The organism is Mycolicibacterium confluentis, from assembly GCF_010729895.1.
GTDB classification, from domain to species: Bacteria; Actinomycetota; Actinomycetes; order Mycobacteriales; family Mycobacteriaceae; genus Mycobacterium; species Mycobacterium confluentis.
On sequence record NZ_AP022612.1, the window covers coordinates 808,863 to 828,070 of the forward strand.

Below are 19,208 nucleotides of genomic sequence, written 5' to 3' on the forward strand. Positions count from 1 at the left end.
CATGCACTCCACGACCGCGCTGGTGCTCACGGCGATGGTGCTGGGCTATGCCGTGGTCTCCGGTGTGGTCAAACGCTGGTACGTCGCACCTGCACTGATCTTCATCCTCCTGGGAATGGCCCTGGGCCCTTTCGGTGTTGGGCTCCTGCACGTCACCGAGGACACCGAGTCCTTCACGGTCCTGGCGCAGTTGGCGTTGACGGTGATCCTGTTCAACCAGGCCTCGGAGCTCGACGTCACCCGCGCGCTGCGCCGAGGGCACGAGTCGTTCCGGCTGCTCGTCGTCGGCTTCCCGCTGACCCTGGCGCTCGGGACGGTCACGGCCGTGGTGCTGCTGCCGGTGTTGCCGCTGTGGGAGGCCGTGTGCCTGGCCGCAATCGTCGCGCCGACGGAGGTCGCCCTGATCGGGGCGCTGCTCGACGACGCGCGCATCCCGGAGCGGGTCAGGCACGCGTTGTCGGTTGAGTCTGGGTTCTACGACGGGTTCGCGCTGGCGGCCATGCTGGCGGCGCTGGCCGTGGCGTCGGAGCGCGCCGATGACCGCGCTGTGAACTGGATCTGGTTCGCAGTGCGCACCGAGTTGTTGTCGGTCGCGGTCGGGCTGGTCGTGGGCGTCGCCGGCTGCCTGGCCATCGTGTGGTCGATGCGGCGCGGAAGGATGAGTGACACCTGGGCGCAGTTGGCGACGCTCGCGGTGGCGCTGCTGTGCTTCCAGATCGGCGAGGTCGTGCACGCCAGCGGTTTCGTGGCCGCGTTCGTCGGCGGACTCATGTTCTCGGTGGTGGCCCACCGCACCCAAACCGCGATGGCCTCACAGGTCACCCACGCCGCCGCGGAACTGCTGGAACTGGCGGTGTTCGCACTGCTGGGTGCGTCCGCGGTGGTGCTGGCATGGCAGGACGCCGGGTGGCGGGTGATCGTGTTCGCGGTGCTCGCGCTCGTGGCGGTGCGGATGGTGGCGGTCTCCGTCGCACTGCTGCGCACCGACGTGCCTGCCCGCAGCAGGCTGTTCATGGGCGGGTTCGGCGTGCGTGGCATCGGAACACTGGTGCTCGGTCTGATCGTGCTGGGGCGGGGGACGATCGAGCACGCTGACGTCATCGTGCAGGTGGTCGTGGTCACCGTGACCACGAGCCTGGTCCTGCACAGCCTGGCCGCGCCGTTCGGCATCCGCTGGGTGTCTCGAGACCGAGTCGGCGCCCAGTACTCCAGTGAGGTGGGATTCGGGCGATCGTCTCGGCCGAACTGATCTATGCTCACCGGTTATGCGATCACGTAAAGCGGTTCTCGGTGGTGTGCTCGCGGCTGCGGCGGCGGCCGGGGCGGTGGGTCTGGCGCCGGCGGCTCAGGCCGACCAGTTGGGCTACATCATCAACGTGACGACGGGCCCGCACTTCAACTTCCCGAACGCCCAGGCCGCCCTCGACTACGGCTACGCGCTGTGCGGACGAATCGAGAACGGCGACAGCTACGCGGCGATGGCCGAGCAGATCAAGCAGGACTTCGGCCCCGACGAGTACAAGGTGTCATATCTGCTCAGCCAATCGGCCCAAGAGCTGTGCCCGGCGCAGACGTGGCAGCTTCGGCAGTCCGTGGGCGACGGGTACCGCCCCAGCTGAGCGGACCGGGCAGGAACGCCACCGACAGCGCCGAGATGATCGACACGACGATCAGGTAGGCCGCGATCGAGTCGCTGGTCTTGGTTGAGTTGTACAGCGCCACTGCGATCGTCGGTGCGAAGGCCGAGCCCAGCACCTGAGACAGCGTGTAGCCGACCGACACCGCGGTGTAGCGGACATCGGTGTCGAACACCAACGCGAACAGTGACCCGGTGACACCCGCGGCCGGCGCCATGGCCAACCCGAACACCAGGACCAGGGCCACCAGGAACCAGACGGCGTCACCCGTGTTGATGAGGGCGAAGGTCGGCAGGGCGGTCGCCCCCATCGCCAGCACGCCCATGAGGAACACCGGTTTGCGTCCGACCCTGTCGGCCAGTGACCCGAACAGCGGGTAGGTGAGCACCGCGACGACCGCCGCCACGAAGACGCCGAACAACGCGTCGGTGCGGTCGATCCCGGCGACGCTGGTGGCGTACGACACCAGGTAGGCCACGCAGATGTAGGCGAACACCCCCTGCGACAGGTATGCGCCGGCGACCAGCAGGATCTGCCGCCAGTGTCTGCGGAAGGCCTCGGTCAACGGGACCCGCACCACCGTCGAATGCTGCTGCACCGCAGCGAATTCGGGGCTTTCGGTCAGGGAGAGCCGAATCACCAGGCCGATGGCGATGAGCACGGCGCTGGCCAGGAACGGGATGCGCCAACCCCAGCTGAGGAACGCCGCATCGTCGAGCAGGGACACCGCGTAGAACGCGAGCGTCGCCAGCGCAGTTCCGGCGGGTGCGCCCATCTGGGGGAAGGCGCCGTAGAACCCTTTGCGATCCGACGGCGCGTGCTCGACCGCCATCAGGGTGGCACCGCCCCATTCACCGCCCACCGCGAAACCCTGGATGAGGCGCAGTCCGGTCAGCAGAAGCGGTGCCGCGAGGCCGATCTGGGCGTAGGTGGGCAGCAGTCCCATCGCGACCGTGGAGCCACCCATCAGCAGCAGCGAGTACACCAACATGCGCTTGCGGCCGACGCGGTCCCCGAAGTGCCCGAACACAATCCCGCCCAAGGGGCGGGCGACGAAGCCGACGCCGAAGGTCGCGAACGACAGCAGCATTCCCGTGGTGGGGGAAGTCCCGGGGAAGAACAGCTTCGGGAAGACCAGTGCCGCGGCGGTGCCATAGATGAGGAAGTCGTAGAACTCGACCGTCGTGCCGACGAAGCTCGCGACCGCGGCGCGGCGCGGTGTCACATGCGTGGCGATGCCTGCCTCCTCACGAGATGGTCACCCGTTCTGGCAGAGCTTAGCGGTGCGCGGACCGCTGAATGTGCTTGCTCGCGAACAACTGCGGCCCTCCTGCCGAGGACAGGAGGGCCGAGGTCGCGGAGTCCCTCTTATGAACCACTTCGGCGCGGTTCCCGGCGTCTGCCGCCGGAAACCGCGCCGAAATCTCAAGAACTACTCGCCGCGCTGTCCGTTACGCTCCGGACTCGTTCGCGCAAGCGCTCACTCGCCGCGCTGTCCGTTATGCTCCGGACTCGTTCGCGCAAGCGCTCACTCGCCGTCGCGCACCTTGGCCATCGCGAGCACGTCGAGGCGCTTGTCCAACTCGGCCTCCGACAGCTTGTCGCCGATCAGGCCACGGTCGATGACCGTCTGCCGGATGGTCTTCTTCTCGGCCAGCGCCTGTTTGGCCACCTTGGCGGCCTCCTCGTAACCGATCGCCGAGTTCAGCGGCGTCACGATCGAAGGTGAGGACTCGGCCAGCTCGCGCAGGTGCTCCTCGTTGGCCACCAGGCCGTCGATGCACTTGGCCGCGAACAGCTTCGACACGTTGGCCAGCAGGGTGAACGACTCCAGCACATTGCGGGCCATCATCGGGATGTACACGTTGAGCTCGAAGGCACCGGACAGGCCGCCGACGGTGACTGCGGCGTCGTTGCCGATCACCTGTGCGGCGACCTGCGTGACGGCCTCCGGGATCACGGGATTGACCTTGCCGGGCATGATCGAGCTGCCGGGCTGCAGGTCGGGCAGCTGGATCTCGCCCAGGCCGGTCAGCGGGCCCGAACCCATCCAGCGGATGTCGTTGGCGATCTTGGTCAGCGAGGCCGCGATGGTCTTGAGCGCACCGGAGGCCTCGACCAGACCGTCACGGGCCGCCTGGGCCTCGAACGAGTCGACGGCGGTCCGCAGTTCGGCCACGCCGGTCTGCGTCTTGAGCACCTCGACGACCTTGGGGCCGAACCCGTCGGGCGCATTGAGGCCCGTACCGACGGCCGTGCCGCCGATCGCGAGCTCACCCAGCCGGGGCAGGGTCGCCTTGACCCTTTCTATGCCGGCCTCGATCTGACGGGCATAGCCGCCGAACTCCTGGCCCAGCGTCACCGGCACGGCGTCCATCAGGTGCGTGCGGCCCGACTTGACCACGGTCTTCCACTGGCGGGCCTTGCTGGCCAGCGACTCGTGCAGCACCTCGAGCGCCGGGATCAGCTGCCGCACCGCGGCTTCGGTGGCGGCGATGTGAGTCGCCGTCGGGAACGTGTCGTTCGACGACTGCGACATGTTCACGTCGTCGTTGGGGTGCACCGTCACACCGTTGGCCGCCGCGATCGATGCGATGACCTCGTTGGTGTTCATGTTCGAGCTGGTGCCCGAACCGGTCTGGAAGACGTCGATCGGGAACTGGTCGTCGTGCTTGCCGTCGGCGATCTCGGCGGCCGCGGCGATGATCGCGTCGGCCTTCTCCGCGGCCAGCAGGCCGAGGTCCTTGTTGACCTGCGCGCAGGCGCCCTTCAGCAGGCCGAGGGCCCGGATCTGGGTGCGCTCCAACCCGCGTCCCGAGATCGGGAAGTTCTCCACGGCGCGCTGGGTCTGTGCCCGCCACAGCGCGTCCTTCGGCACCCGGACCTCGCCCATGGTGTCGTGCTCGATGCGGTATTCGACATCATTGTCGGCAGTCATTTGCTCCCTATTCGTCTCGGTGGGGAATGTCAGGTCAGGGCAGGGGATAGGCGGCGGTCTTGTCGCCCGTGAAGTCCACCGCGGAGTACTCGTTGAGCTTGGAGAGCCGGTGGTAGGCCTCGACCATCCGGACGGTGCCGGACTTGGACCGCATCACGATCGACTGCGTGGTGCACCCGCCGCCGAAGTAGCGCACACCCTTGAGCAGGTCGCCGTCGGTCACGCCGGTGGCGCAGAAGAAGACGTTCTCACCTGCGACCAGATCCTTGGTGGTGAGCACGCGGTCCAGGTCGTAGCCGCGGTCGATCGCGCGCTGACGTTCGTCGTCGTCGGTGGGGGCCAGGGTGGCCTGGATCTCTCCGCCCATGCAGCGGATCGCGGCGGCGGCGATGATGCCCTCGGGGGTGCCGCCGATGCCGACCAGCAGGTCGGTGCCGGACTCGGGCCGGCACGCCGAGATGGCGCCCGCGACGTCACCGTCGGAGATCAGCCGGATACGGGCGCCGGCCGAACGCACCTCTTCCATCAGCTTCGTGTGCCGCGGGCGATCCAGGATGCAGACCGTCACGTCCGAGACCGAGGCCTTGCGAACCTTGGCGATGCGCTGGATGTTCGCCGCGATCGGCGAGGTGATGTCGATGAAGTCCGCGACGTCGGGTCCGCCGGCGATCTTGTTCATGTAGAACACCGCCGAGGGATCGAACATGGCGCCGCGCTCGGCGACGGCCAGCACCGAGATGGCGTTCGGCATGCCCTTGCTCATCAGCGTGGTGCCGTCCACCGGGTCGACGGCGAAGTCGCAGTCCGGTCCGTCGCCGTTGCCGACCTCTTCACCGTTGTAGAGCATGGGCGCGTTGTCCTTCTCGCCCTCGCCGATGACGACGACGCCGCGCATGGACACGGAGTTCACCAGTTCGCGCATGGCGTCGACGGCGGCGCCGTCGCCGCCCTCCTTGTCTCCGCGACCGACCCAGCGGCCGGCGGCCATGGCGCCGGCCTCGGTGACTCGAACTAGTTCGAGAGCCAGGTTGCGGTCGGGGGCCTCGCGGCGCTTGGTGGGGGCAGGGTCGGCGACACCGTCACTCATGTGCAGGATTGTCCCAGAAGCGGGTCGGTCATCGGCAGCTGGGATACTGGTCTGGTGAGTACGCAGTCGCAGGAGCCGTCCGACCGCCCGCCCGTCGCGGCTTCCAGCGAAGGACCGGCGCCGAAGCCGGCCAAGCCCCGAGTGCTGCAGGACGGCCGGGACATGGTCTGGTCCATGGCCCCGCTGATCGCGGCGTGCATCGTGCTCGCCGGGTTGGTCGGCATGTGCTCCTTCCAGCCCAACGGACCCAAGGCCGGGCAGGTGCCCAGCTACGACGTCGTCGGTGCGCTGGGCTCCGACGCCGAGACGCTCGGCTTCCCGATCCGCCTTCCCGCCGTCCCCGACGACTGGCAGGCCAACTCCGGCCGCCGCGACGGTCTTGACGGCGCCCGCACCGATCCCGCGACGGGCCAGGCGACGCGTGCCTTGGTCTCGACGGTCGGCTACATCACCGGCGGCGGGATGTATCTGAGCCTGACTCAGAGCAACGCCGACGAGGACAAGCTCGTCCGGTCCATCCACGATGACGTCGCACCGACCGGCGTCGAGGACGTCGACGGAGTCCGATGGATCGTCTACAGCGGTGGCGAGCGCGACGAACCGGTCTGGACCACGCGGTTGGGCGACACGCAGTTGGCCATCACAGGCGCCGGAAACACCGACGAGTTCCGTACGCTGGCCAGATCGACACAGACCCAGGAGCCGCTCCCGGCCAAGCGGTCGTGACCTGACGAGGGGGAGTCGTGGGCGAAGCCCCGGAGGCGGACCTGACCGGGTGGACGCGTGAATCGTTCACCGGCGGCGGTTACACGCACGACGTCTACCGGAAAGGCCCCGAGGTTCCAGGCCCCGGCGTCGTACTGATCCCCGAGATGCCCGGCATCCATCCCGGTGTCCTGGCGCTCGGCAATCATCTGGTCGACAACGGCTTCACGGTGGTCTCGCCGTCGCTGTACGGGACGCCGGGCGCGCCGGTGGGTCCTTCCACCGTCGTCACCCTGGCGCGCGGCTGTGTGGCCAAGGAGTTCGCGGCCTTCGCGACCAATAAGAAGCGCCCGGTGTCGGACTTCCTGCGGGCCTTGGCGCGCGACCTCAACGAGAAGACGCCCGGCAAGGGCGTGGGAGTGATCGGGCAGTGCTTCTCCGGCGGGTTCGCGCTGGCCGCCGCGGTCGACGACGCCGTGCTCGCGCCGGTGCTCAGCCAACCGTCGCTGCCGCTGCCCCTCACGCCGGCCCAGCGCCGGGATCCCGGGGTCTCCGAGGAGGAGCTTCGGATTGTGGAGAAGCGTGCGGCCGAGGAGGGACTGTGCGCCCTGGGTCTGCGCTTCAGCGAGGACCCGATGTCTCCCGGCGCGCGCTTCACCACGCTTAAACAGCGCCTCGGCGACGCGTTCGAGGTCATCGAGATCAACTCTGGGTCCGGCAACACCGACGGCTTCAACCGGATGGCGCATTCGGTGCTCACCGATCAGGTGCGTGAGGTCGACGGGCACCCCGCCTACGAGGCACGCAAGCGCGTCGTGGAGTTCCTCAGGTCTGCGCTGGCTGGTCAGTAGGGTCCGGACTGGTCGGCGTGGTCGCCGACTGTTTGACCCGCTGCCAGGGCCAGCGCCACTTCGGTTTCTTGGGCTCGTCGGACGGGTCCGGTCCGAGCAGAGTGTCCAGTGGGGCGTCCTTGTAGACCGCCAGATAGACGCTGATGGTCGTCACGATGATGATCATCAGCACCGGGCCCAGCACGATGCCCCAGAAGCCGAACATGCCCAATCCGGCGAACACCGCCAGCAGCATCAGCGCGGGGTTCAGGTGCGCGCTCTTGGGGACCAGGAACGGCCGCAGCACGTTGTCGATGCTGGTGACCACGACGATGTGGAACACCACCACGAAGACGCCGCCGATCACGTTGCCGAACAACGCCATTCCGATGCCCAGCGGGATCGTCACGATGCCGCTGCCCAGTGGGATGAACGACAGCGCGGTCAGGAAGATGACGAACATGAAGAACGCGTCGTGGACGCCGGCGATGTAGATCGAGACCGCTCCGGCCATGCCCTGGCACACCGCGATGATGAACTGACCGCGCACCGTCGCACCCACCATGGCGCCGACCTTGGCGAGGTAGATGTCGGACACCTCGTGCCCCAACGGATTCAGATCCCGAAACAGTTCCAGGACCTTGGGGCCGTTGACGATCAGTGCCAGGAACACGTACAGGAAGATGATGGCCGAGGTGACGATCGTCGCGAGGCTGCCGACTGAGTCGCGTGCAACGTGCAACGCGAGCTCGCCGACATTCTGGCCGACCCTGGCGATGGTCTCGCGCACCGACTGCGCCGTCAGCGTCGTGTCGACGAACGGAACACGCGACAGCACGTCGTTGACCGACGCCAGCAGGCGATGGCCGAGTGCGGTCAGGTCGGTGTTCTGCACCCAGTGGCTGATCCCGGTGACCATCTGACTGATCTGCAGCACCGCGAGAAAAACCACGCCGGACAACGGAATTGCGACGGTGGCGATCGCCGCCAGCAGCGTCACGGTGGCCGACAGACCGACGTTCAACTTGGTGTGCACACGGTTGTACAGCGGGGTGAACAGGTAGGCCAGCACCGCGGCGACCGCGATCAGGATCAGGTAGGTGCGCAGAAAATACGCACCGAACGCCAGCGCGATGATCGTCAGGACGGCCAGCGCGCGCTTCTGGGTCGGCGAGAATTCTGCGAGCATTGCGGCCAATCCTAGGGGTTGGTCATGTCCCGGCGAGCTTCATGATGTGGGTCTGGATGTCGGGATAGCGCTTGAGATGTGCGCCGCCGTTGATGTCGAGCACCTCACCGGTCATCCAGGACGACTTCGGTGAACACAGGAAGGACACCGCGTCGGCGATGTCCTGCGGAGTTCCCGTGCGACCCAAGGCGGTGTTCTCGACGTACTCTTCGATGACACCGGGCACCAGGGCGGCGCCCTCGGTCAGCGGCGTGTGCACGAACCCTGGGGAGACGGCGTTGACCCGGATGCCGCGTGGCCCCAATTCCAGTGCCGCGACCTCGGTCAGCATCGCGAGGCCGGCCTTGGCCGCGCAGTAGGCGCTCATTCCGATCGCGGGTTGGCGGGCGTTGAGCGACGCGAGCGACACCAGGGTGCTGCCCTCGCTCAGATACGGCGCGGCATGCTTGATGACGACGAAACCGCCGGTCAGGCAGACATCGATGACACTGCGGAAATCTGCGACCGCGAGATCGGCGATCACGCCGTACCCGCTGAACCCTGCGCAGTTCACCACGGCGGCCAGGCCGTCGCTGCCCGCGGCTTCGGCGAAAAGCCGCTGCACCGAATCCTCGTCGGTCACTTCGACCGTGGCCGCGGTGTGCGGGCCGCCCAGCTTTATGGCGTTGGCCTCTGCGCCGTCGAGATTGCGGTCGGCCAGCACCACCTCGAAGTCGTCCTCGGCGAGCGTGGTCGCGATGGCCGCACCCAAGCCCGAGGCGGCGCCGATGACCACCGCGCGGCGGGTCACAGGTCTTCCGCCTCTGGCCGCGGGTCTGCCCACTTCTCGGCGATCGCCCCCCACGGATCGGCGTAGATCTTCCCGGTGCCGTAGTAGGGTGCGCGGCGCTTGAGCAGTTGATGCGCCAGGGGTGCGGTGGCCCGCAGCAGGTACCGCTTCCAGCCGATCTTCTCGGCGGTCTCGGTCAGCATGTCGGGCCACGAATAGTGCTGGTGGCCAAGGACTTCCTGGGCACGGCTGGAATCCATCCAGTCGGTGTTGAACCAGTCGCCGTCGCTTTTCGGGTCGCCCTTCAAGCCGGCGGGCACTCCACCGACGAGGCCCATCGCAGCGGCCATCGCCGAGGCGACGTCGCCCTGCACGTGTCGATGCGTGTCGTCGCCGCCGATCAGCAGGGTCTCACCGATCACCGGGGCCGTCGTCGCCGCACCGAACGCCCACGCGACATCGCGGACGTCGACGGTCTGCAGTCGACCGTCGGTGGGCAGCAGGCCCTCGAAGTAGGCGTTGTCGAGCTTGGTGTAGGCGCCGAGATCAACAGTCAGGACACCGCCGAGGCGCAGGATGGTCCAGTCCAGGTTGGCTTCTCGGACCAGCTTCTCGGCCTTGACCTTGTTGGCGCCGTAGATGTCGGCGGGATTGGTCGGTGTGTCCGGGGTCAGGACCCCTTCGACGGTGTGGGGATTGCGTGACCCGTACACCGCGATGCTTGAGGCCAGCACGAACCGAGGCGGGGTGGCCTGCTTCTCGGCGGCGCGCAGAAGGTTGGCCGTGCCGTCCACATTGACTCTGCGGGCCAGCGGTTTGTTCATGTAGATGAAGGGCGGGATGACGGCCGCCAGGTGCACGATGGCTTCGGGTTCGACCGCGCTGACGAGGTTGGCGACGGCGGCCGCGTCGGTCAGGTCGGCGTACCGCGCCTCGACGCCCGCGGGCAGTGCTGCCGCGGCCTTGCGATTGGCCGGGACGTCCAGGTCGGTCGCCACCACTCTGCGCCCGTCGGCGGCCAGGCGTTTCACCGTCGCCGACCCGACCAGGCCGAAAGCCCCCGTGACCAATACCGTCATGCGTCTCCCTGTGGGTGGAAGTGGAACGTGTTCTAGGCATCTTGGCGTACCGGGCGCGCAGACACCAGCACTCCGTGTGCGCGGAGTGCGCCGGGCTGCCCGGGTGCGCGGCGACCCCCACCCGCTGCGCCGAGATCGACGTCATGGCGGGAGTCACTCGCACTTCCTCGCTCAAACGTTGTTATGGGCGAGGCGGCGGAGGGCCTACCAGTGCTGCGCGCGGCAGCCGGCTGCCAGGTTGTGGCAGTGCTGTCCGTTCTTGCAGCGACTGCAGTTGCACCGGCACTGGTGATCGGACTGCCCGCGTGGTTGTGATCGCATGGGTTCATCCTGCGCCGAGATCGACGGGATGGTGGCGGCAACTCGGCACTTTCTCACCCACACGTTGATGGGGGCGAGAACCTGGACGGAGTCAGGCAGGGGCGGACTTCATCTTGTCGAACAGTGCCGTGTAATACGGCAGGCTCTCGTGCAGGGCCTGTTCGGTGGTGAACAGCGGTTGGTAGCCGAGTTCGCGGCGAGCTTTGTCGATCGAGAAGAAGTTGTTGCGGGTGATCCGTTCCACGCCCAGCGGTTCGAGCAGCGGCTTAGGCAGGCCGAACTTGAAGTGCAGCCACTGCCACACCGTCATCGTGAACCACACCAGACGACCGGGCACCCGGAACTTGGGCCACGGCTGACCGCACGCCTGGATCACGGGTCGGGCGAACTCGAACATGTTGATCGGTTCGCCGTCGTTGATGAAGTAGGCCTGACCGGGCGCCGTTCCGCCCGGCACCAGATGCTCGGCGGCCAGGATGAAACCGTGAATCAGGTTGTGTACGTAGGAGTTGTCGAGCTTGACGTTGCTGCTGCCCACCAGCACCTTGAGGTGGCCTGCGTGCACGCTCTCAAAGACCTTGCGGAACATCGTCTGATCGCCGTGCCCCCAGATGCCCGACGGCCGGATCGAACACGTCAGCACGCCGTGCTCTCCGTTCTGGCTGAGCACGAACTTCTCGGCGATCACCTTGGTTTCGGTGTAGAGGTCGTTGAATCGCTCTGTGTAGGGCAGGGTTTCATCACCACCCACGATCTGCTGACCACCCATCACGACGCTGTTGGATGCGGTGTAGACGAAGCGGGCCACACTGGCGGCCTGTGCGGCGTGCAGGAGGTTCTTGGTGCCGTCGACGTTGACGGCGTAGCTGCGCTGCCGGTACTCGTCGGTGACCGATCCGCCGCCCATGAGGTCGATGATCGCTGCGGTGTGGAAGATCGTGTCGATGCCGTCGACCACGCTGGCCAACTGGTCGGTGTCGGTGATGTCGCCGACGACCGTCTCCAGCAGGGGATGGTCGGGCAGTGGCGAGGGGGCGCGGTCGAAGGAGCGCACCCGATGGCCCCGGTCGAGCAGTTCGGTCACCAGGTTGGCGCCGACGAAGCCGGAACCGCCCGTGACCAGCACGTGGCCCAGTTCAGTGGTCAGCGTTGAGTCGCCCATGCTGGCCCACGGTACCTGAAACGTGTTCTAGTTTGAACCGTCAGACCGAAATTCGGTGGTCGGCGGCCCTTGTCAGTCCTCGTCGGAGGCCAGCGCATCCTCGACGCGCTTGCGGGCGCCAGCTAAGTGCTCCTCGCAGCGTTTCGCCAGCTTCTCGCCGTACTCCCAGAGGTTCAGCGATGCATCGAGATCCAGCCCGCCCTGCTCGAGAAGCTGCACGACGGCGATCAGTTCGTCCCGGCAGTCCTCGTAGCCCACGTCACTAACATCTCTAGTTGGATCGACTTCAGTCACTCGAACCTCCTTGGCTCACAGCAGTCACAGCGCCGTCGGCGACCCGGATCCGCAGTTCGGTGCCCTCCGGGGCGTCGGCCACGGTCCGCAGCACTCGGGACCCCGCCTGGACCACGGCATACCCGCGCGCCAACGTCGCGGCCGGGCCGAGCGTCGAAAGCCGGGCGCGCAGATGGCCGATCCGGTCGGTCTCGCCGGTGAGGAACCGGGTCACATCGCGGCGGATCGCCGCGAGCGCGCGCGTCACCTCGTCGGTCCGCGCGGTCAGCATCCGCATCGGTTCGGCGAGCGCCGGGCGGCTGCGCAACTGCGTCAGGTGACGCTCCTCGCGGGACACCCAGTTACGCAGCGCGCGGGCGCTGCGCTGCCGCAGGTCGTCGACGAGGGCCTGTTCGGCCACGGTGTCGGGCACGATGCGCTTGGCGGCGTCGGTGGGGGTGGCGGCGCGCAGGTCGGCGACCAGGTCGCACAGCGGATTGTCCGGTTCGTGGCCGACCGCGCTGACCACGGGCGTCGTGCACGCCGCGATCGCGCGGCACAGCGTCTCGTCGGAGAACGGCAGCAGGTCCTCGACGCTGCCGCCGCCGCGGGCCAGCACGATGACGTCGACCTCGGGGTCGGCGTCGAGTCCGCGCAGCGCCTCGACGATCTGCGCGACGGCGTTCGGCCCCTGCACCGCGGTGTTGCGCACCGCGAACCGCACGGCGGGCCAGCGCGCGGCGGCCACCGACGTGACGTCGTGTTCGGCCGCGCTTGCGCGTCCCGTGATCAGACCCACGGTGTTGGGCAGGAAGGGCAGTGGGCGCTTGAGCCGTGGATGGAACAGGCCCTCGGCCTCCAGCAGTCGGCGCAGGCGTTCGATGCGGGCCAGCAGTTCGCCAACGCCAACCGCGCGAATCTCGTTGACCCGCAACGAGAACGTGCCGCGACCGGTGTAGAAGTTCGGCTTGCCGAGCACCACCACCTGGGTGCCCTCGGTGAGCTTCACCGGGGCCGAGGCCACCAGGTCACGAGGACACGTCAGGCTCAGCGACATGTCGGCGGCCGGGTCCCGCAGCACCATGAACACCGTCGAGGAGCCCGAGCGGATGTTCATCTGCGCGATCTGACCCTCGACCCACACCATGCCGAGCTTGTCGATCCACCCCGCCACCCGGATGGCAACGGCGCGCACCGGGTAGGGGTTCTCCGGCGACTGGCCCTGCGCTGCCTGCGCCGGTTCGCTCACTTGGCGCTGGCGCGGGTGATTCTGTTGGCCAGCAGGGTCTGGAACGGTGCCCGTGCCTTTGTGGCCTCTTCGTAGGCCAACAGCTCGTTGAGCTCGTCGACGGACAGCGACTGCAGCCGGGCCCGCAGCTGGGCCAGCGTCAGCGAGCCGTAGTCGATGCGATCCGCGACAGCGGGTGCGCTCTGGTCGGCGCCGTTGTGAGCTTCGTCGCCACCTTCGGGCGCCGAGGTGGCCTCGATGTCGTCGCTGTCCACCGAGTACAGCGCGAAGCGACCCTCGGTCATCCGCTCACCACTGCCCGAGTCGGCCCCCGCCGCGTCGGACTCGTCCTCGTCGAACGTCGCCCATTCGGGCTGTTCGTCCTTCGGGGGGAACAGCGTCTCCAACGTCGCGTCACCCTTGATGACGAGGTCGGCGACGTCCTGCTGCATCTTCATCACCAGGTGCGCGACCTGGCTGGCCACGGTCATCGGGTACATCATGATCGTCTGGGGCAGCTTTCGGGTCTCCTCGACCGCCGCGGCGGCCACCCCCACCAGCAACCGGACACCGTACGGAGCACTAGACATGGCTGCCAGACTACTTCCGGCTCGCTCATTCGCCGCCGGTTGCCCGAGAAAGTAACCTGTTGTCATGCCGTCAACTGTCAACATGGGCATTCCCGGAACCACCAGCGCGGTGGCCGCGCCCGAGACGGGCAGGCGGGTGCTGCTGGCTGAGCCACGTGGATACTGCGCGGGCGTCGATCGTGCGGTGGAGACCGTGGAACGCGCGCTCGAGAAGCACGGCGCCCCGGTCTACGTGCGGCACGAGATCGTGCACAACCGCCACGTGGTCGAGACGTTGGCCAAGGCCGGTGCCATCTTCGTCGACGAGACCGACCAGGTGCCCGAGGGCGCGATCGTGGTGTTCTCCGCGCACGGCGTCGCGCCGACGGTGCACCAGTCCGCCGCCGAACGCGACCTTAAGGTCATCGACGCGACGTGCCCGCTGGTCACCAAGGTGCACAACGAGGCCAAGCGATTCGCACGCGACGACTACGACATCCTGCTCATCGGTCACGAGGGCCACGAAGAGGTGGTCGGCACCGCAGGCGAGGCGCCCGATCACGTGCAGTTGGTCGACGGCCCCGACGCCGTGGACGCCGTCGTGGTGCGTGATCTGGACAAGGTGATCTGGCTGTCGCAGACCACGCTGAGCGTCGACGAGACCATGGAGACGGTCCGCCGCCTGCGTGAGCGCTTCCCGACGCTGCAGGATCCGCCGAGCGACGACATCTGCTACGCGACCCAGAACCGTCAGGTCGCGGTCAAGGCCATGGCGCCGGAGTGCGAACTTGTCATCGTGGTGGGCTCGCGCAACTCGTCGAACTCGGTGCGCCTGGTCGAGGTGGCGCTGAACGCGGGTTCGGATGCGTCGTACCTGGTGGACTACGCCGAGGACATCGACCCCGAGTGGCTCGACGGTGTCACCACCGTGGGCGTCACCTCAGGTGCCTCGGTGCCCGAGATCTTGGTGCGCGGGGTGCTGGAGCGGCTCGCCGACTTCGGGTTCGACACCGTTCAGCCCGTGACCACCGCCAACGAGACGTTGGTGTTCTCGCTGCCGCGCGAGATCCGGCCCGCGCGGCGCTGACTGGAGCCGCGCGGGCGGCTGAACGGGGAGCGACCGTCGCCTCGGTGATCCCACCCGCGTTGTTCGGGCACACTGAAATCGCGCGTATCGTGCGCCACTCCCCTTACTGTGTGGATGTGCCTGAGATCAATCGCCGCAGTGTGATGTTCATGATGGGCCTGGGGGTGGCAGCGACAACGCTGCCTGCCGGGATGGCCAGTGCCGAACCAGAAATCCCGCCCGGGCCGCCCGGGTCGGCGTCCGGAGGGCCGACACCGCCGTCGGCCGCCACCACGCCAGCGTTCATCTTCCAAGACGAGTTCAACGGCCCGGCGGGCACGCCGCCGGACCCGGCGTGGTGGCACATCGTGCCCGAACGTGAGCAGATCAGGAATCCGAATGAGTGGGACAAGCCGTTCAACATGGGGCGGTACGTCACCGATCAGGAACACGTCTTCCAGGACGGCAACGGCAACCTGGTCATCCGGGCCACCCGCGGGCCGGGCACCACCATCCAGGAGAAGTACGCCAGCGGCAAGGTAGTCGGCCTGTGGCGGGGCGGGATCGGCACCACCTGGGAAGCCCGCGTCAAGCTCAACTGCCTGACCGACGGGGCGTGGCCGGCGTTCTGGCTGCTCAACGACGACCCGGTCCGCGGTGGCGAGATCGACCTGGTGGAGTGGTACGGCAACCGAGACTGGCCGTCGGGCACGACGGTGCACGCCCGGCTCGACGGGGAGTCGTTCGCCACCAACCCGCACCCGATCGACAGTGCTTGGCACCGGTGGCGGATGTCGTGGACCCCGGCGGGGATGTACTTCTGGAAGGACTACCAGCCCGGCATGGAGCCGTTCTTTGAGGTTCCGGCGAACTCGCTGCAGGACTGGCCGTTCAACGATCCGGGTTACACCCTGGTGCCGGTGTTCAACATCGCAATTGGCGGTTCCGGTGGCCGTGAGCCGGCCGGGGGCAGTTACCCGGCGGAGATGTTGATCGACTGGATCCGGGTCTTCCAGGGCTGAGATCGCCCCGGCCCGGGTTGGTGTCCTGGAAGAGGGCGCCTAGTCCTGGGCGTGCCGCCGCGGCGGGCGCCGGTACTGCCGGTGCGTGTCGCCGTCCTCGGCCGACGAGCCGCGGTAGCGCACGTTCGAGTACGGCAGATGGGTGCTGCCGCCGGTCGCCGGTGGCCGGCGGCGCGGCGCCGAGCCGTAGTCGTAGGAGTCGCGTGAATACGGCTCGTCCAAGGGCGGATACCGGTCGGGCCGCGGACGGGGACGGTCATACCGGTCATACGAATCTCGGGGCTCATACGGCGGCCGCGGCTGACGCGGTTCGCGACGGCTCTCCGGCGGCGGGGGAGTGCGCCGTCCCGGCTCGCGGGGTACGCGCCGGCGCGGGGGAGGGCTGTCGGCGATGTCGTCGAGATCGCGCGCGTGAGTGGGCCGCCGGCGCGACGGGCGCACGGGTTCGGCGCCGTCCGGGGCGGGCGGACGCACATGGCGGGATTTCGACGGCGCGGTGCGCCTCGGGTTGGGCCGCCTGCGGGGTTCGGCCGTGGTGTCGCGGTCGATGGCGTGCTTGCGTGGTTCGGCGTCCGCGGGACGCGGCGTGGTGAGTGCCGCGACGCGCGCCTTGAGCGCGGCAAGGACACCCGCGCCTGCGGCCACCGTCGCGGCTTTCTTCGCCCTCGCCGACGTGCCCTCGGCGGGTGTCCGTGCAGCCGAACCGAAGTACCACCGGGCCATTCCGATCAACAGCACGATCACCGATGTGGTGAACATCAGCAGGAACCGCTCGATGAGCGGATAGCCACAGTTGATCAGGATGTCTTTGAGGCCGTCGATATTCGCGTGATGGAACAGGTAGTACGTGGTGGGGACCGCCGCGAACAGGATCAGCGGCGGCTGCACCACCGCCGTGAAGAGGCCGTCCTGACGTACGGCCAGCACCGCGGCCACACACCCGAGCAGATACATGGCGGCGAAGACACCGCCGAGTTCGCGGTTGCCGGAACCGGCGTCAAATGCGAAGCCGATCGCCGTGCCGACCAGCGCGATGACAACCGCGCCCCACCACGGCACACCGGCGATGTTCGGGTGAGCCGAGCGATGTTCGGCGGGTACCGACGACCTCGCAGACTGCGCTGACACACGTAGACCGTACCGGCTGAGGCTGAGGTAGGGCTGATGGCGGGCGGCGTACGAATGTGGTGCCGATCACTGTGCGGGTGTTTCTGCGTGAGCGGCCACTGCGGTACGGGTTCGATCGGCGTGTCGCGTACCGGATTGGCCGCTCGTGGCAGGTTCGGTGCTCGCGGCGCTCTAGACTTGTCATCCCGTGAGCCTCAACCTGGGAATCGTCGGTCTGCCCAACGTCGGAAAGTCCACGCTGTTCAATGCGTTGACGCACAATGACGTGCTCGCGGCCAACTACCCGTTCGCGACCATCGAGCCCAACGAGGGCGTCGTCCCGCTGCCCGATCCCCGGCTCGACAAGCTGGCTGACATCTTCGGCTCGGAGAAGACCGTGCCCGCGCCTGTGACGTTCGTCGACATCGCAGGCATCGTGAAGGGCGCCTCCGAAGGCGCCGGGCTGGGCAACAAGTTTCTGGCCAACATCCGCGAGTGCGATGCCATCTGTCAGGTGGTCCGGGCCTTCGCCGACGACGACGTCGTGCACGTCGACGGTCGGGTCGACCCTCGCTCGGACATCGAGGTCATCGAGACCGAGCTGATCCTGGCGGACATGCAGACCCTGGAGAAGGCGCTGCCGCGGCTGGAGAAAGAGGCGCGCAACAACAAGGAGCGCAAGCCGGTTCTGGATGCCGCGGTGGCGGCTCAGGCCGTGCTCGACAGCGGTAAGACGCTGTTCGCTGCCGGCTCTGCAGTGCCCGATGCGGCGCTGCTCAAAGAGCTCAACCTGATGACCACCAAGCCGTTCCTGTACGTCTTCAACGCCGACGAGTCGGTGCTGACCGACGAAGCGAAGAAGGCCGAGCTGCGTGAGCTGGTGGCGCCGGCCGACGCGGTGTTCCTGGACGCCAAGATCGAGGCCGAACTGCAGGAGCTCGACGACGAGTCGGCGGCCGAACTGCTCGAGTCCATCGGCCAGACCGAGCGCGGCCTGGATGCGTTGGCGCGCGCCGGTTTCCACACGCTGAAGCTGCAGACCTATCTCACCGCTGGGCCCAAGGAGGCGCGGGCGTGGACCATCCACCAGGGTGACACAGCGCCCAAGGCCGCCGGGGTGATCCACACCGACTTCGAGAAGGGCTTCATCAAGGCCGAGGTCGTCTCGTTCGACGATCTGGTCGAGGCCGGGTCGATGGCTGCGGCCAAGGCCGCGGGCAAGGTTCGGATAGAGGGCAAGGACTACGTCATGGTCGACGGCGACGTGGTCGAGTTCAGGTTCAATGTCTGACGTTCTGCCGCCGTGTCCGGCGTGTGCGAGTGAGTTCACCTACGAGTCGGGTGCGCTGCTGGTCTGCCCGATGTGTGCCCACGAGTGGGCGCCGGGTGTTGACGAGGCCAGCGAGTCCGGTGGTGTCGTCGCAGATTCGGTGGGCAACCCACTGGCCGATGGCGACACCGTGACCATCGTCAAGAGTCTGAAGGTCAAGGGCGCCGGCGGTGGGGTCGTGAAGATCGGCACCAAGGTGCGCGGCATCCGCCTGATCTCCGATGGCGTGGGTGACCACGACATCGAGGCGAAGGTGCCGGGGTTTGGGCAGATGCAGTTGAAGTCGAGCGTGGTGAAGAAGGTTCTCTGAGACGAACGGTGACGTTGTTCGACAACGACAGCCAGCGGAGTTCCGCTTCATCGCGTAGTCGGGGGAAGAACAGCGCCACTGCGCAACGTGTCGGTGGTCGCGCCTAGCGTGCGTGGCGTGAAGCTTGTTTCCATCCGAATCATCACCGCCGACGTCAAGCTCCTCGTCTCGTTCTACGAGTTGGTCACTGGAGCCGAGGCGGTCTGGGCCAACGAACTGTTCGCCGAGATTCCCACAGCGGCGGGCACGCTGGCGATCGGCAGCGACAAGACCGTACCGATTGTCGGCGTAGGGTCCGCCGAACCCGCGGCCAACCGGAGCATGATCGTCGAGTTCATCGTCGACGACGTAGACGCCGAATATGAGCGCCTCCGCGGTCATGTGGAAGAGGTCGTCACCGAGCCGACAACGATGCCATGGGGTAACCGGGCACTGCTGTTCCGCGATCCCGACGGGAACCTCGTCAATCTGTTCACTCCCGTCACTGATCAGGCCCGGGCCAAGTTTGGGATCTAGACCGCGCCGAGGTGACGCGGTACGGCGATGCTCGCAGTCGAGGACGGTGTGCTCGGTGGGCCACGCCCGC

At 67.5% G+C, this 19,208-nt stretch carries 20 protein-coding genes; 9 read left to right on the forward strand and 11 right to left on the reverse strand.

Annotated elements, in window-relative coordinates; all coding sequences use genetic code 11:
• Window position 1 precedes the first annotated feature (1 nt).
• Both G6N34_RS03820 and G6N34_RS03825 read left to right on the forward strand, forming a co-directional pair.
• Window positions 2-1,249, forward strand: coding sequence for a cation:proton antiporter domain-containing protein (locus tag G6N34_RS03820; RefSeq protein ID WP_085153801.1), 1,248 nt, complete (start codon window positions 2-4; stop codon window positions 1,247-1,249).
• 16 nt (window positions 1,250-1,265) lie between these two features.
• Window positions 1,266-1,619: a DUF732 domain-containing protein gene (locus G6N34_RS03825; protein ID WP_085153803.1), complete on the forward strand. Its 354-nt coding sequence runs from the start codon at window positions 1,266-1,268 to the stop codon at window positions 1,617-1,619.
• On the opposite strand, the gene G6N34_RS03830 is transcribed toward G6N34_RS03825, so the two are convergent.
• The 3 genes from G6N34_RS03830 to glpX form a co-directional block, all read right to left on the reverse strand.
• On the reverse strand, window positions 1,537-2,862 hold the full coding sequence (locus G6N34_RS03830; RefSeq protein ID WP_234812993.1) for an MFS transporter: 1,326 nt from the start codon (window positions 2,860-2,862) through the stop codon (window positions 1,537-1,539). The genes G6N34_RS03825 and G6N34_RS03830 overlap by 83 nt on opposite strands.
• Window positions 2,863-3,165: 303 nt before the next feature.
• Window positions 3,166-4,575: a class II fumarate hydratase gene (locus G6N34_RS03835; RefSeq protein ID WP_085153807.1), complete on the reverse strand. Its 1,410-nt coding sequence runs from the start codon at window positions 4,573-4,575 to the stop codon at window positions 3,166-3,168.
• Between the two features lie 34 nt (window positions 4,576-4,609).
• A complete protein-coding gene (gene glpX, locus G6N34_RS03840) occupies window positions 4,610-5,662 on the reverse strand; it encodes a class II fructose-bisphosphatase (RefSeq protein ID WP_085153809.1) in 1,053 nt (350 codons plus the stop codon).
• 54 nt (window positions 5,663-5,716) lie between these two features.
• Between glpX and G6N34_RS03845 the strand changes: the two genes are divergently transcribed.
• Complete coding sequence (locus G6N34_RS03845; RefSeq protein ID WP_234812994.1) at window positions 5,717-6,388, forward strand: DUF4245 domain-containing protein; 672 nt, start codon at window positions 5,717-5,719, stop codon at window positions 6,386-6,388.
• A gap of 17 nt (window positions 6,389-6,405) precedes the next feature.
• Complete coding sequence (locus G6N34_RS03850; protein WP_085153813.1) at window positions 6,406-7,218, forward strand: dienelactone hydrolase family protein; 813 nt, start codon at window positions 6,406-6,408, stop codon at window positions 7,216-7,218.
• Here the strand turns inward: G6N34_RS03850 and G6N34_RS03855 are convergent.
• The 7 genes from G6N34_RS03855 to G6N34_RS03885 form a co-directional block, all read right to left on the reverse strand.
• Window positions 7,193-8,386, reverse strand: coding sequence for an AI-2E family transporter (locus G6N34_RS03855; protein WP_085153815.1), 1,194 nt, complete (start codon window positions 8,384-8,386; stop codon window positions 7,193-7,195). The genes G6N34_RS03850 and G6N34_RS03855 overlap by 26 nt on opposite strands.
• Window positions 8,387-8,408: 22 nt before the next feature.
• Complete coding sequence (locus tag G6N34_RS03860) at window positions 8,409-9,176, reverse strand: SDR family NAD(P)-dependent oxidoreductase (RefSeq protein ID WP_085153817.1); 768 nt, start codon at window positions 9,174-9,176, stop codon at window positions 8,409-8,411.
• Complete coding sequence (locus tag G6N34_RS03865; RefSeq protein WP_085153819.1) at window positions 9,173-10,234, reverse strand: NAD-dependent epimerase/dehydratase family protein; 1,062 nt, start codon at window positions 10,232-10,234, stop codon at window positions 9,173-9,175. Before G6N34_RS03865 ends, G6N34_RS03860 begins: the two co-directional genes overlap by 4 nt.
• Before the next feature lie 412 nt (window positions 10,235-10,646).
• Window positions 10,647-11,717 (reverse strand): 3-beta-hydroxysteroid dehydrogenase, encoded by a 1,071-nt coding sequence (locus G6N34_RS03870; protein ID WP_085153821.1) that lies wholly within the window; start codon window positions 11,715-11,717, stop codon window positions 10,647-10,649.
• A gap of 72 nt (window positions 11,718-11,789) precedes the next feature.
• A complete protein-coding gene (locus tag G6N34_RS03875; RefSeq protein WP_085153823.1) occupies window positions 11,790-12,011 on the reverse strand; it encodes an exodeoxyribonuclease VII small subunit in 222 nt (73 codons plus the stop codon).
• Window positions 12,004-13,239, reverse strand: a complete 1,236-nt coding sequence (xseA, locus tag G6N34_RS03880; protein WP_085153825.1) for an exodeoxyribonuclease VII large subunit — start codon at window positions 13,237-13,239, stop codon at window positions 12,004-12,006. The genes G6N34_RS03875 and xseA overlap by 8 nt, the downstream gene beginning before the upstream one ends.
• Window positions 13,236-13,808 (reverse strand): lipid droplet-associated protein, encoded by a 573-nt coding sequence (locus G6N34_RS03885; RefSeq protein WP_085153827.1) that lies wholly within the window; start codon window positions 13,806-13,808, stop codon window positions 13,236-13,238. The genes xseA and G6N34_RS03885 overlap by 4 nt, the downstream gene beginning before the upstream one ends.
• Window positions 13,809-13,872: 64 nt before the next feature.
• On the opposite strand from G6N34_RS03885, the gene G6N34_RS03890 reads away from it, so the two are divergent.
• Complete coding sequence (locus tag G6N34_RS03890) at window positions 13,873-14,874, forward strand: 4-hydroxy-3-methylbut-2-enyl diphosphate reductase (protein WP_085153829.1); 1,002 nt, start codon at window positions 13,873-13,875, stop codon at window positions 14,872-14,874.
• Window positions 14,875-14,999: 125 nt separating this feature from the next.
• On the forward strand, window positions 15,000-15,875 hold the full coding sequence (locus G6N34_RS03895; RefSeq protein WP_179965809.1) for a glycoside hydrolase family 16 protein: 876 nt from the start codon (window positions 15,000-15,002) through the stop codon (window positions 15,873-15,875).
• Window positions 15,876-15,914: 39 nt separating this feature from the next.
• On the opposite strand, the gene G6N34_RS03900 is transcribed toward G6N34_RS03895, so the two are convergent.
• Complete coding sequence (locus G6N34_RS03900) at window positions 15,915-17,003, reverse strand: DUF6542 domain-containing protein (RefSeq protein WP_085153831.1); 1,089 nt, start codon at window positions 17,001-17,003, stop codon at window positions 15,915-15,917.
• A 187-nt stretch (window positions 17,004-17,190) separates the two neighbouring features.
• On the opposite strand from G6N34_RS03900, the gene ychF reads away from it, so the two are divergent.
• The 3 genes from ychF to G6N34_RS03915 all read left to right on the forward strand — a co-directional run bounded on the left by ychF (window position 17,191) and on the right by G6N34_RS03915 (window position 19,138).
• Complete coding sequence (gene ychF, locus G6N34_RS03905; protein ID WP_085153833.1) at window positions 17,191-18,273, forward strand: redox-regulated ATPase YchF; 1,083 nt, start codon at window positions 17,191-17,193, stop codon at window positions 18,271-18,273.
• Window positions 18,266-18,622, forward strand: coding sequence for a zinc ribbon domain-containing protein YjdM (locus G6N34_RS03910; RefSeq protein WP_085153835.1), 357 nt, complete (start codon window positions 18,266-18,268; stop codon window positions 18,620-18,622). Before ychF ends, G6N34_RS03910 begins: the two co-directional genes overlap by 8 nt.
• A 117-nt stretch (window positions 18,623-18,739) precedes the next feature.
• Entirely contained in the window at window positions 18,740-19,138 is a 399-nt protein-coding gene (locus tag G6N34_RS03915; RefSeq protein ID WP_085153837.1) for a VOC family protein, read from the forward strand.
• The last annotated feature ends 70 nt before the right edge of the window (window positions 19,139-19,208 follow it).

What these genes read in the sequence shown, in the direction of transcription:
- G6N34_RS03820 (WP_085153801.1), top strand. Translation starts at nt 2, where the DNA reads ATGCACTCCACGACCGCGCTGGTGCTCACGGCGATGGTGCTGGGCTAT.
- G6N34_RS03825 (WP_085153803.1), top strand. Translation starts at nt 1,266, where the DNA reads ATGCGATCACGTAAAGCGGTTCTCGGTGGTGTGCTCGCGGCTGCGGCG.
- G6N34_RS03835 (WP_085153807.1), bottom strand. Translation starts at nt 4,575, where the DNA reads ATGACTGCCGACAATGATGTCGAATACCGCATCGAGCACGACACCATG.
- glpX (WP_085153809.1), bottom strand. Translation starts at nt 5,662, where the DNA reads ATGAGTGACGGTGTCGCCGACCCTGCCCCCACCAAGCGCCGCGAGGCC.
- G6N34_RS03855 (WP_085153815.1), bottom strand. Translation starts at nt 8,386, where the DNA reads ATGCTCGCAGAATTCTCGCCGACCCAGAAGCGCGCGCTGGCCGTCCTG.
- G6N34_RS03865 (WP_085153819.1), bottom strand. Translation starts at nt 10,234, where the DNA reads ATGACGGTATTGGTCACGGGGGCTTTCGGCCTGGTCGGGTCGGCGACG.
- G6N34_RS03870 (WP_085153821.1), bottom strand. Translation starts at nt 11,717, where the DNA reads ATGGGCGACTCAACGCTGACCACTGAACTGGGCCACGTGCTGGTCACG.
- G6N34_RS03885 (WP_085153827.1), bottom strand. Translation starts at nt 13,808, where the DNA reads ATGTCTAGTGCTCCGTACGGTGTCCGGTTGCTGGTGGGGGTGGCCGCC.
- G6N34_RS03890 (WP_085153829.1), top strand. Translation starts at nt 13,873, where the DNA reads ATGCCGTCAACTGTCAACATGGGCATTCCCGGAACCACCAGCGCGGTG.
- G6N34_RS03910 (WP_085153835.1), top strand. Translation starts at nt 18,266, where the DNA reads ATGTCTGACGTTCTGCCGCCGTGTCCGGCGTGTGCGAGTGAGTTCACC.